Origin of the sequence: Xanthomonas cucurbitae (assembly GCF_002939885.1) — a bacterium.
Taxonomy (GTDB): Bacteria; Pseudomonadota; Gammaproteobacteria; order Xanthomonadales; family Xanthomonadaceae; genus Xanthomonas; species Xanthomonas cucurbitae.
Window position 1 is genome coordinate 54124 of sequence record NZ_MDED01000012.1, and the last position, 11436, is coordinate 65559.

Annotated in this window: 12 protein-coding genes and 1 tRNA gene; 7 read left to right on the forward strand and 6 right to left on the reverse strand. The window is 65.4% G+C overall.

All coding sequences use genetic code 11. From position 1 onward, the window contains the following. Positions 1-14 precede the first annotated feature (14 nt). From tolB to queE, 4 genes are read left to right on the forward strand one after another with little or no spacing between them, the layout of a single operon-like run. Positions 15-1334 carry a Tol-Pal system beta propeller repeat protein TolB gene (gene tolB / locus XcuCFBP2542_RS08380; protein ID WP_104603141.1) on the forward strand — a complete coding sequence of 440 codons (1320 nt, stop codon included), beginning with the start codon at positions 15-17 and terminating at the stop codon, positions 1332-1334. A gap of 57 nt (positions 1335-1391) precedes the next feature. Continuing rightward, positions 1392-1910 (forward strand): peptidoglycan-associated lipoprotein Pal, encoded by a 519-nt coding sequence (pal, locus tag XcuCFBP2542_RS08385; RefSeq protein WP_016904129.1) that lies wholly within the window; start codon positions 1392-1394, stop codon positions 1908-1910. 6 nt (positions 1911-1916) lie between these two features. Then, positions 1917-2735: a tol-pal system protein YbgF gene (ybgF, locus tag XcuCFBP2542_RS08390; RefSeq protein WP_104603142.1), complete on the forward strand. Its 819-nt coding sequence runs from the start codon at positions 1917-1919 to the stop codon at positions 2733-2735. A 43-nt stretch (positions 2736-2778) separates the two neighbouring features. Continuing rightward, positions 2779-3462 (forward strand): 7-carboxy-7-deazaguanine synthase QueE, encoded by a 684-nt coding sequence (gene queE, locus XcuCFBP2542_RS08395; protein WP_104603143.1) that lies wholly within the window; start codon positions 2779-2781, stop codon positions 3460-3462. 173 nt (positions 3463-3635) lie between these two features. Here queE and XcuCFBP2542_RS08400 read toward each other — a convergent pair. Together XcuCFBP2542_RS08400 and queC are read right to left on the reverse strand one after the other, a co-directional pair. After that, positions 3636-3711 (reverse strand) — tRNA-Lys (locus XcuCFBP2542_RS08400). Positions 3712-3758: 47 nt separating this feature from the next. Continuing rightward, positions 3759-4433 (reverse strand): 7-cyano-7-deazaguanine synthase QueC, encoded by a 675-nt coding sequence (queC, locus tag XcuCFBP2542_RS08405; protein WP_104603180.1) that lies wholly within the window; start codon positions 4431-4433, stop codon positions 3759-3761. Positions 4434-4932: 499 nt separating this feature from the next. Between queC and XcuCFBP2542_RS08410 the strand changes: the two genes are divergently transcribed. From XcuCFBP2542_RS08410 to XcuCFBP2542_RS08420, 3 genes are all read left to right on the forward strand, one after another. After that, the gene (locus XcuCFBP2542_RS08410) at positions 4933-5940 is read left to right on the forward strand and encodes a sensor histidine kinase (RefSeq protein ID WP_104603144.1); all 1008 of its coding nucleotides are present in this window, start codon (positions 4933-4935) and stop codon (positions 5938-5940) included. Further along, positions 5937-6296, forward strand: a complete 360-nt coding sequence (locus tag XcuCFBP2542_RS08415; protein WP_104603145.1) for a response regulator — start codon at positions 5937-5939, stop codon at positions 6294-6296. The genes XcuCFBP2542_RS08410 and XcuCFBP2542_RS08415 overlap by 4 nt, the downstream gene beginning before the upstream one ends. A 141-nt stretch (positions 6297-6437) precedes the next feature. Then, entirely contained in the window at positions 6438-7148 is a 711-nt protein-coding gene (locus XcuCFBP2542_RS08420; protein ID WP_104603146.1) for an rRNA pseudouridine synthase, read from the forward strand. A 606-nt stretch (positions 7149-7754) separates the two neighbouring features. Here XcuCFBP2542_RS08420 and XcuCFBP2542_RS08430 read toward each other — a convergent pair. The 4 genes from XcuCFBP2542_RS08430 to XcuCFBP2542_RS08445 form a co-directional block, all read right to left on the reverse strand. Continuing rightward, positions 7755-8159, reverse strand: a complete 405-nt coding sequence (locus XcuCFBP2542_RS08430; protein WP_104603148.1) for a response regulator — start codon at positions 8157-8159, stop codon at positions 7755-7757. A gap of 78 nt (positions 8160-8237) precedes the next feature. Continuing rightward, complete coding sequence (locus XcuCFBP2542_RS08435) at positions 8238-8717, reverse strand: hypothetical protein (RefSeq protein WP_104603149.1); 480 nt, start codon at positions 8715-8717, stop codon at positions 8238-8240. A gap of 113 nt (positions 8718-8830) precedes the next feature. Then, on the reverse strand, positions 8831-10633 hold the full coding sequence (gene recQ, locus XcuCFBP2542_RS08440) for a DNA helicase RecQ (protein WP_104603150.1): 1803 nt from the start codon (positions 10631-10633) through the stop codon (positions 8831-8833). 220 nt (positions 10634-10853) lie between these two features. Next, the gene (locus tag XcuCFBP2542_RS08445) at positions 10854-11402 is read right to left on the reverse strand and encodes a Dps family protein (RefSeq protein WP_104603151.1); all 549 of its coding nucleotides are present in this window, start codon (positions 11400-11402) and stop codon (positions 10854-10856) included. Between the last annotated feature and the right edge of the window lie 34 nt (positions 11403-11436).

An 11436-nucleotide genomic window follows, 5' to 3' on the forward strand; every position in this document is an offset into this window, starting at 1 on the left:
GATCCGAGCCGTCCATGAAAAAACCGCTGCGTTGGCTAGCTGCCCTGACCGCCCTGTTGTTGCCGCTGAGCGCGCTCTCGCAGCAGCAAGGGCTCACCATCGACATCGTGGGCGGTAGCGCCTCGGCCACGCCGATTGCCGTTGTCCCCATGCCCTACCAGGGCTCCGGAACAGCGCCGCAGACCGACGTCTCGGCCGTGGTCGGTGCCGACCTGGATCGTTCCGGCCAGTTCCGCACGCTGCCCGCCGCGCAGATCGTCGAAAAGCCGACCCGTGGCACCGAGGTGCAGTTTCAGACCTGGCGCACGCTCAAGCAGAACTACATCGTCGTCGGCCGGGTGATGGACGCAGGTGAGGGCGCCTATCGCGTCGAGTACGAACTGTTCGACGTGGCTAAGGGCGAGCGCCTGCTCGGGCTGGCGATGACTGCGCGTGCCAATGCGATGCGCGATGTCTCGCACCAGATGGCCGACGCGATCTACGAAAAGATCACCGGTGTGCGCGGCGCATTCTGGACCCGTATCGCCTACGTCACCGCCAGCGGCAAGGGCGGCGCCATGCGCTATGCGCTGATGGTGGCCGATTCGGACGGCTACAACCCGCAGACCATCGTGCGTTCGGCCGAGCCGCTGTTGTCGCCGAACTGGAGCCCTGATGGCAAGAAGCTGGCCTATGTGAGCTTCGAGCGCGGCAATTCATCGATCTACCTGCAGGACATCGCCACCGGCGCACGTGAGCTGGTGTCCAGCTTCCGCGGCATCAACGGTGCACCGTCGTTCTCGCCTGACGGTCGCCGGCTTGCCCTGGCGCTGTCGCGCAGCGGCAACCCCGAGATCTACGTGATGGATCTGGGCAGCAAGCAGCTGACCCAGCTGACCAACCACTTCGGCATCGACACCGAGCCGACCTGGGCGCCGGATGGCGGCAGCATCTATTTCACCTCCGATCGCGGCGGCCGTCCGCAGATCTACCAGGTGGCTGCCAGCGGCGGCAGCGCCAACCGCGTGACCTTTCAGGGCAATTACAACGCGACCGCCAGTGTCTCGTTCGACGGCAAGAAGATTGCCGTTGCGCAGGGCAGCGGCAACAGCTACCGCATTGCGATGATGGATCGCAGCCTGGGTTCGCCTAGCTGGAGCACGCTGTCGCCGGGTTCGCTGGACGAATCGCCGAGCTTCGCGCCCAACGCCAGCATGGTGTTGTACGCCGCACGTGAGGGTGGCCGGGGTGTGCTTTACGCCGTATCCGCCGACGCTCGGGTCCGCCAGCGTCTGGTTCTGGCCGATGGTGATGTGAGAGAACCCGCTTGGGGGCCTTACCGAACCGCGCATTAATGTTAATATTTCGCTGCGTTAAACCACTCATTGGCCCAGAGCCTCCATAGGTATCCCATGAACAAGTCCACCCGCGTCTTGCTTGTCTCCCTGCTGTCCGTTGCCGTGCTGGCTGGTTGCTCGAAGAAGGTGAAGGAAACTCCGCCTCCCGCAACCGATACCACCGCCGGTTCCTCCGTTCCCACCGGCCCGTCCACCTCCGGCCTGTACGGCCCGGGCGACCTGGATACCGATGCCTGCCTGCGCCAGCGCGTGGTCTACTTCGATCTGGATCAGGACTCCCTGAAGCCGGAATTCCAGGCCATCATGGCCTGCCACGCCAAGTACCTGCGTGACCGTCCGTCCTCGCGCATTACCCTGCAGGGCAATGCCGACGAGCGCGGTTCGCGCGAGTACAACATGGGTCTGGGCGAGCGTCGCGGCAACGCGGTCTCCTCCTCGCTGCAGGCTGCCGGTGGTTCGGCCAGCCAGCTGACCGTGGTCAGCTACGGCGAAGAGCGTCCGGTCTGCACCGAAACCAGCGAAAGCTGCTGGTCGCAGAACCGTCGCGTCGAAATCGTGTACACGGCTCAGTAAGAAGCGATGCGCTTTCGAGTGACATCCCTGTTCGTCGCGGCGGCCCTGGTGGTCGCCGCGCCGGCATACGCCCAGCGAGCCAGTCTCGCTGATCGTGTGGCCGTGCTCGAGCAACAGCAGGCCAATAGCCAGGCCAATAACGATCTCCTCAACCAACTGCAGCAGGCGCGTTCTGACCTGCAGGGCTTGCGCGCGACCGTTGAACAGCTGCAGCACGACAACGAGCAACTCAAGCAGCAATCCAAGGACCAGTATCTGGACCTGGACGGACGCCTGAATCGGTTGGAAGGTGCAGGTGGCACAACACCGCCATTGCCCTCAGCCACCGGTAGCGTTACCCCCGCCCCGGCTCAGGCCGCGCGGCCTGCAGCGGCGGCCACTTCCGAGAAGCCGCCCAGCGTGCATGGCGATCCAGGCACCCTGGCCGTCAGCAATGAAGAGCGCACCGCCTATAACGTTGCGTTCGATGCGTTGAAGAACGGCAAGTACGACGACGCCTCGCAGCTGTTCCTGAGTTTTCTCCAGCTGTACCCCAATGGCGTCTACACCCCCAATGCCTTGTACTGGCTGGGCGAAAGTTACTACGCCACCCGTAATTTCCAGCTGGCCGAGGCGCAGTTCCGCGACCTTGTCAGCCGTTATCCCACGCACGACAAGGCCGCTGGCGGCCTGTTGAAGCTTGGCCTGTCGCAGTACGGCGCGGGCAAGAACGACCAGGCCCAGCAAACCTTGCAGCAGGTTGTCTCGCAGTACCCCGGCACCGATGCCGCGCGCGTTGCGCAGGAGCGCCTGCAGTCCATTCGTCTCGGTCAGCAACTGCGCTGAACCGTGTCGCGCTCGTGCCTTCGGCGCGGCGCATACTTTGCCCATGAACGCCGCCGCCGTCCCCAGCGAGATCGTCCAGTCGCCGTTGCCGCGATTGAAGATCACCGAAATTTTCCTGTCCCTGCAAGGCGAGGCCGACACCGCCGGCTGGCCGACCGTGTTCGTGCGCCTGACCGGCTGCCCGCTGCGCTGCCAGTATTGCGACACTGCGTACGCCTTCCACGGCGGGCAGTGGCACGATATCGACGCCATCGTCGCCGAGGTCGCCAGCCATGGTGTGCGCCATGTCTGCGTGACCGGCGGCGAGCCGCTGGCGCAGAAGCGCTGCCTGGCGCTGCTGAAACAGCTGTGCGACGCCGGCTTCGACGTGTCGCTGGAAACCTCAGGCGCCCTGGACGTGGCCGAGGTCGACCCGCGCGTGTCGCGGGTGGTGGACATCAAGACCCCCGCCTCGGGCGAGGAGCATCGCAACCGCTGGGACAACCTGCCGCTGCTGACCGCCCGCGACCAGATCAAGTTCGTGATCTGCAGCCGGGCCGACTACCAATGGTCGCGCGAGCGCGTCGCCAGCCACGCACTGGACCGTCGTTGCACGGTGTGGTTTTCGCCCAGCAAGAGCGAAGTCACCCCGCGCCAGCTGGCCGACTGGATCGTCGCCGATCGCTTGCCGGTACGCTTTCAGATGCAGCTGCACAAGCTGCTATGGAATGACGAACCCGGTCGTTGACACCCGCATGCCGTGGCCGGTTGCCCTACACGCACCGCAGGCTCCGCTTGGGGCTTGCGATCAACACCTGTCTTGCCACGCGCGCGCTTGCAGGCCACGGGAGCGACGATGCATGGGGTGAACCGACTGGGGGAGCGAAGCGGCCGGGCATGGCATGCACGCGGTGCTGGAGGTGGTGGGCCGTGATGGATTCGAACCATCGACCAAAAGATTAAAAGTCTTCTGCTCTACCGACTGAGCTAACGGCCCGCTACCCCGACTGCGCGTCGGGGTGCGCATTCTACCCTACCCAGGCGTCAAGGCGAAATCGCGTAATGCGTGGGGTCTGCGACCCCGGCGTCTGCGAAACCGGCCGCGCGCAGGCGGCAGGCGTCGCAGTGGCCGCAGGCGCGCCCGGCGGCATCGGCGCGATAGCAGGAGACGGTCAGCGCGAAATCCACGCCCAGCCGCAGCCCTTCGCGCACGATGTCGGCCTTGCTGAGGAATTGCAGTGGCGCGTGCACGCGCATGCCGGCACCTTCCACGCCGGCCTTGGTAGCCAGATTGGCCAGTACCTCGAACGCGCGCACGAATTCGGGACGGCAATCCGGATACCCGGAGTAATCCACGGCGTTGACGCCGCAGAACAGGTCGTTGGCGCCGACCACCTCGGCCCAGCCGAGCGCCAGCGACAGCATGATGGTGTTGCGTGCAGGCACGTAGGTAACGGGAATACCCTCGCCGCCGGCATCGGGGACGTCGATGTCGTCGGTGAGTGCCGAGCCACCGATGCTGCGCAAATCCACCTCGACCACCTTGTGCGCAACCACCCCCTGCGCCGCTGCCACGCGTGCGGCGGCGTCCAGCTCGGAGGTATGGCGCTGACCGTAGCGTACGCTCAGCGCGTGCACGGCGAAGCCCTGCTCCTGCGCGAGTGCGACGACGGCGGCCGAATCCATGCCGCCGGACAACAGAACCACAGCTTTCTTCATGACCATCAACGCAGAAAAATCCAAAGTGCAAGGCTAACAGGGACGGCAGGATGCGGCGACAGCGCCGCTGGCGGACAGCGTCCGCGCGCGGCGTGGCGAGCGGCCAGGAGGCTTGCCCGCCGAAACGGCGCGATGCGTCCGCTGGCAGTGAGTGATTGTCCAGTTGGGGTAATTCCGACGTCATGCGGTGTAGTGGATCTTGATCGCAGCAACTATTGCAGTTGCCGGAAAATCAGGGTCGAAGCGGCCCCGCCGTGGTGCTCTGCGGTATGCCTTATTGAACATGGAGGTAGTCCGTGCCGATGATGAGGCGTTCACGGCGTTCCACTTAGAGTGGCTAACCAAGCGCTGCAGCCTGTCGAGAGTCCGTTGCCGCGCAGGTGCGGCGATGTTGTGGCAGCTACTGCGCTGGAGACAGGTCATCCAGGCCTGGCGCCCGTGCAATCGTCCCACCAGCCGGTCCCACTCAACGTGTTGCAACTTCAGGACCAGGTCGTCAATGGCCATGCATCAGGAAGACGCCGCAAAGTCGCGTATCTACGAGGCCTTGCTACAGGCGATACCGGACCTCTTGTATGTGTTCGATACCCGTCACCGCTTCGTCTACGCCAATCAGGCGCTGCTGACGATGTGGGGCCTGCGCTGGGAAGAGGCGTGTGGCAAGACGTGCCTGGAACTGGGCTACGAGCCCTGGCATGCGGCCATGCATGACAGGGAGATCGAGCGGGTGATCGCCACCGGTCAGCCACTGCGTGGCGAGGTGCCATTTCCGCACTCGGTCAACGGGCTGCGCATCTACGACTACATCTTCACCCCGGTATTCGGGCTCGACGGCAAGGTGGAGGCAATCGCTGGGGCCACCCGCGATATCACCGAACACACCCAGCATGCGCAGCATCTGCAACTGCTCATCAACGAACTGAATCACCGGGTCAAGAATTCGCTGGCGATGGTGCAGTCGCTGGCGCGGCAGTCCTTCGCCAACGCCGCCAACCTGGCCGATGCGCACGAAAAGATCGACGCGCGGCTGCTGGCGCTATCGCGCGCCCACGATACGTTGACGCGGGAAAACTGGGTCGGCGCGGATATCCAGGAACTGACACGCGACGCGGCCGCAGTGTACGAATCGTGCGACAGCCCGCGCTTCATCTTGCAGGGAGCGCCCTGCCGGCTCGATCCGCGCCGTGCGCTGGCGCTGTCGATGGCGTTGCACGAGCTGTGCACCAATGCCCTCAAGCACGGCGCATTGTCCGCGGACCAAGGCCGGGTGCACATCGCATGGGAACTGCACGATCGGGACGGTCGGCGGACACTGGAACTGGTCTGGCAGGAGTCCGGGGGGCCGGCGGTGCAACCGCCGGCATGCAGGGGCTTCGGTTCGCGCCTGCTGGAGCGCGGCCTGGCACACGATCTCAAGGGCGAGGCGGCGCTGTCGTTCGAACCGGGCGGGGTCCGCTTTCGGGTTGTCGTTCCGCTGGCGACGGCCCCCGAGGCACTGGTCTCGTGAGCTTGCGCGTACTCCTGGTCGAAGACGAATCGCTGGTGGCGATGCTGCTGGAGGATTGCCTGGTCGAACTGGGATACCAGGTGGTTGCGACCGTGGGCGATGTCGATGCCGCGCTGGAGGTCGTCCATCGCAACGTGGTGGATCTTGCCGTGTTGGACGTCAACCTGGGGGGCAGCTTGTCGTTTCCCGTGGCCGAAGCGCTGGACGCGCGTGGCGTGCCCTATATCTTCGTGACCGGTTATGCGCAGAGCGGGATTCCGGAGCGCTTTCGCCATCGTCATGGGTTGCAGAAGCCGTTCCAGTTTCGTGACCTGCAGGCGGCGCTGCTGCAGCTGGAAAACACGAGACCAGGCTGACTGCGCTGCATCGCGTCGTATCGCCATCGGCGATGCGGTACGGGCGGGCAGGACGCGCGGGCGGCGTAGGGTGGGGCAAGCGCAGCGCGCGTTGCCGGCGGTCACCACGTACACTGCCATCCCCGCCACCGAGCTTGCCCGATGTCCGATCCCATTCGCCTGGATAAATGCGTTGCCGCCTTGTTCGGCTGCTCGCGTGGCCAGGCGCAGCAGTACATCGAAGGCGGCTGGGTCAGCATCGACGGGGTAGTGGTGGAAGAGCCGCAAGCATTGGCGGTCGCCGCCCAGGTGAGCCTGGCGGCCGATGCCGTTCTCGCGCCCGCCGAACCTGCCACGCTGTTGTTGCACAAGCCGGCGGGACTGTCCGCAGATGCAGCGATGGCGTTGGCCACTGCAGCATCGCGCAGCGAGCTGGACCCGCTGCCGACACGCATCCTCAAGCGTCATTTCCTGCGCCTGTCTGCACCATTGGCGCTGGACGAGGAGGCCAGCGGGCTGCTGGTGCTGAGCCAGGACGGCCGCGTGCTGCGCAGGCTCACCGAAGATGCCGCGTCCATCGAGCAGGAATACGTGGTGGACGTGCGTGGCACGCTGCACCCCTATGGCATGGCGCGATTGACGCAGGGCATGGTGTATCGGCAACGGCACCTGCCGCCGTGCAAGGTGAGCTGGCAGAGCGAGCAACGGTTACGGTTCGCGATCAAGCACGTGCAGCCGGGCCAGTTGCGTGCCATGTGCAGCGAGGTGGGGCTGGACGTGGTCGGGATCCGTCGGCTCCGCATCGGCCGGGTGTCATTGGGCAGGCTGGTCAGCGGGCAATGGCGCTATCTGCCGGCAGGTGAGCGTTTCTGAGCGCTGCGCTGCGATAGGGACGGATGTTGCGCCCCGTTGCGCCGTATTCGTCCTGGTGGCAGCCACCAGTGTTCAAGTCGCCTCCCGTGCCTGGTCAGCACCCGATCGCTGTGTGGCGATCGGAGCGGCCAGGCGGTGCCGATCATCGCGTGGCACCGCCGCCAGCAGGCTCACTTCTTGTTGCGTTTTTTCTTGGCGCGCGTCACCAACCACAACACCACAGCGATGACGCCGATGACCAAGATGACGAATGCTGGCGAAAGAAACGAGTTGTCGCCCATGGGATTCTCCTGAAATTTTGCAGCGATGCGCTGCACTGGCAATCAGCCTAGCGAGCCCACTGATTGATGGCGTGAAATGCGCGGAGTGCTGGTGAGTCTGGCAGTACGCATAACCCAGGCGATGGGCCCTGCCTGGAGACCGATGGCTCCATCGGGAACGGAGTGGGTCCATCGAGCATCGCGATCAACCCGCGGCAGGTGCTTTACCTGGCCGGCAGCACGGTGGTGCCGCGACCGGTGTCGTCGCAGCGCGATGCTGTCATTGCCCATGGAGGCGTCCGACGAACAACATGCATGCGCATGCCTTCCTGGTGATGCGTCGGCGTTACGCGGTTGGGCTGGACAGCACGCGACGCTTGGCCATCACGCTGCGGATGGCGGTGAGCAACTGCTCGGGGGTATAGGGTTTTTCCAGGAAGGCCACACCGTCGGGCAGGATCTCTTCCACATATTCGACTGCGAGGCCGGAGGTCAGCAATACCGGCAGGTTGTACGGCGCATGTGTGGCTTTGACCGCCAGGTCCACGCCGGTCAGGCCGCCGGGAAAGTGGATGTCGGAAAACAGCACGTCCACGCGCGGGTCGGTTTCGATCAGTGCCAGGGCTTCCTCGACCGAACCCGCGCTACGGCAGGTGAATCCGTAGCTCTCCAGCACAAGGCAGCTGAGTTGTCGTGTGCCGTCGCCGTCTTCGACGACGAAGACCACTGGCCGATCCCTGTTGGGTAGCATGGACGTGTCTCGCAAGGCAGGCCCCATTCTCGGCGATGGAGCAGTGAATCCTTCGTCAACGCAGGCGCAGCCGTATGGTTACCAGCCGAACGGGCCCGGGCCATAGCCAGGCGCATAGCGCGGGCCGAACACTGGGCCTTCGCCACGCCCAATACTGATGCTGACGCCGATCTGATGCGCGTCGTCGCCGTCGTCGTAATAGGTCTTGCAGGAATTCAGGTTGGCGGCCTGCCAGTTGCTGTTGCCGCCACGGCTGGAATAACCGATGCCGGTCTCCACCGCCCCGTGCAACTTGCCCTGGCACTGCTCGGCGCGTTCGGCAGCGAGTGAAGCCGCGCTCGGGCGCGTGGAGACTGGCCGGGGGCCGCGCTTGTCGCCGTAGAACGTGCCCGGCGGGTCCGTGCTGTACTCCGGGTCGGAACGGTACTGCAGCGGGGCCTGTGGAACGCTCAGATTCAGCGCGCGTGCGGCGGCTTGCCCGGTGCTGGCATCGCCGGCCTGGGCGAGTGCGTCACCGGCGACGAGGAGTGTGACCAGCAGGAACAGGCGAGATGTCATCGGTTCGACCCTACAGGAAGGACGGGTAGCGTGCGCGGCTTCTGAGGCGACGGTAGCAACGCCTGATTGAATGCCCGCTGTCGCTTGGCCGGGGGCCACGCTGGCGGGGCGCCTTATCCTTGTTCGCGGACAATCTCGATCAGCTGCGCGCCATACCGGGCCAGCTTGCCGCCACCGATGCCGCCTACGCGCGACAGGGCGTCGATGCTGGTCGGGCGTTGTTCGGCGATATTGCGCAGCGTGCTGTCGTGGAAGATGACGAAGGCCGGCACGTTCTGCTCCTTGGCCAGTTCCGCGCGCAAGCCGCGCAAGGCATTGAACAGCAGCAGATCCTGAGGCTGCACTGGCAGGCCGGTGCGCTGGGTACTGCGCTCGCGCTCACGGCCGGCGGATGGATTTTCGCGCCGCATCATCACCTGGCGCTCGCCCTTGAGCACCTGGCGGCTGGCGTCGGTCAGGCGCAGGCCGCCGTGGCCTTCGCTGTCCACTTCCAGCAGGCTGGCGGCAACCAGCTGGCGAAACACGCTGCGCCAGGTGCGTTCGTCCAGATCTCGGCCGATGCCGTAGGTGCTCAGCTGGTGGTGGCCCAGCTGCTTGATGCGCTCGTTCTCGCTGCCACGCAGGATGTCCATTAGGTGGCCCACGCCGAAGCGCTGGCCACTGCGATACACGCAGCTCAGCGCCTTCTGCGCAGCCACGGTGGCGTCCCAGGCGGCGGCCGGTGTGAGGCAGTTGTCGCAATTGCCGCAGGGTTTGGGATAGGTCTCGCCGAAGCCGGCCAGCAGCACCTGGCGGCGGCACTGCATGGATTCGCAATAGCCGAGCAGGTGATCGAGCTTGGCGCGCTCCAGGCGCTTGCGCTCTTCGGCCGCTTCGCCCTGTTCGATCATCTGCTTGAGCAGCACCACGTCGCCAAGACCGTAGCAGAGCCACGCTTCGGCCGCCTCGCCATCGCGGCCGGCGCGACCGGTTTCCTGGTAGTAGCCCTCCAGCGATTTGGGCAGGTCCACGTGCGCCACGAAGCGCACGTCGGGCTTGTCGATGCCCATGCCGAAAGCAATGGTGGCGGCCATGATGATGCCGTCCTCGCGCAGGAAGCGGCGCTGGTTCTCGGCGCGCACTTCCGCCGGCAGGCCGGCGTGGTAGGGCAGGGCATTGAAGCCTTGCGCGCATAGCTGCTGGGCGGTTTCTTCGACCTTGCGCCGCGACATCGCATAGACAATGCCGGCGCAGCCGCGATGGCGGCCCAGGAACTCCTGCAACTGCTTGCGCGCGTTGTCCTTCTGCACCACGGTGTAGCGGATGTTGGGGCGGTCGAAGGAGCTGACGAAGTGGCGCGCCTCCACTAGGTCCAGGCGCTCGGCGATCTCGCGCTGGGTGGGCGGGTCGGCGGTGGCGGTCAGCGCCATGCGCGGGATGTGTGGCCAGCGCTCGTGCAGTACGGTGAGCTGGCGGTATTCCGGGCGGAAGTCGTGCCCCCATTGCGAGACGCAGTGGGCCTCGTCGATGGCGAACAGCGCGATGCGGCTGCGCTCCAGCAACGACAGGAAGCGCGGTGTCAGCAGCCGTTCCGGCGCCACGTACAGCAGGTCCAGGTCGCCGGAGAGCAGGGCGCGCTCTACCCGCTGTGCGTTTTCCGCATCCAGGGTGGAGTTGAGGAATTCGGCGCGTACACCGAGCTGGCGCAACGCCTCGACCTGATCCTGCATCAGCGCAATCAGTGGCGAGACCACGATGCCGATGCCATCGCGCAGCAGCGCCGGCACCTGGTAGCACAGCGATTTGCCGCCGCCGGTAGGCATCAGCACCAGCGCGTCGTTGCCGGCGGCGACGTGTTCGACAATGGCCTGCTGCGGGCCGCGGAAGGCGTCGTAGCCAAAGACGCGGCTGAGCAGTTCGTGTGCGGGGGAAGACATGTCGCTAGGATACCGCGCGGGTCAAGCCCAGGTCGGATGGCATGCGGGCAGTTGTGCGCGACGGCAGATCGGAGATTGCCGCGATGTGCTGTGTGTGGGGGCGCGGGGTATTGACTGAAGGCTTGTGCGGTTGGGATGACGCGGGCTTCGCCCTGCACCCTCACCCCAACCCTCTCCCGGCGGGAGAGGGCTCAAACGCAAAGGGGCGACGCCCGAGGGGTTACTGCAACAGCGAGCGCAGCATCCAGGCGTACTTTTCGTGGGTCTGCAGGCGCTGGGTCAGCAGGTCCACGGTCGGGTCGTCGCCGGCCTTGTCGGCGGTGCCCAGCACCTTGCGCGCAGTGCGGCAGACCGCTTCGTTGCCGCTGACCAGCTGGCGCACCATCTCGCGCCAGTCGGCGCTGTCGCTCAGGCCTGGCTCTTCCGGGATCGAGGTCAGTGCGACGAATTCGCGGTACGAGCCCGGTGCGTTGTAGCCCAGGGCGCGGATGCGCTCGGCCACTTCGTCCAGCGCCGCCCACTGCTCGGTGTACTGGGTTTCGAACATGGTGTGCAGCGAGTTGAACATCGACCCGGTGACGTTCCAATGGAAGTTGTGGGTCTTCAGATACAAGGTGAATGCGTCAGCCATGTAGCGGGCCAGGCCGTCGGAGATCTGCTTGCGATCGGCGTCCTTGATCCCGATATCGATATGCGGCGCGGAGGCGGCAGCGACCGGCAGGGCATCGTTGACGACGACAGGCTTGTTGGCGTTCTTTTTCTTGGACATGGGAGGGTCCTTACCGAGGGTTGGTTGTCTGGTG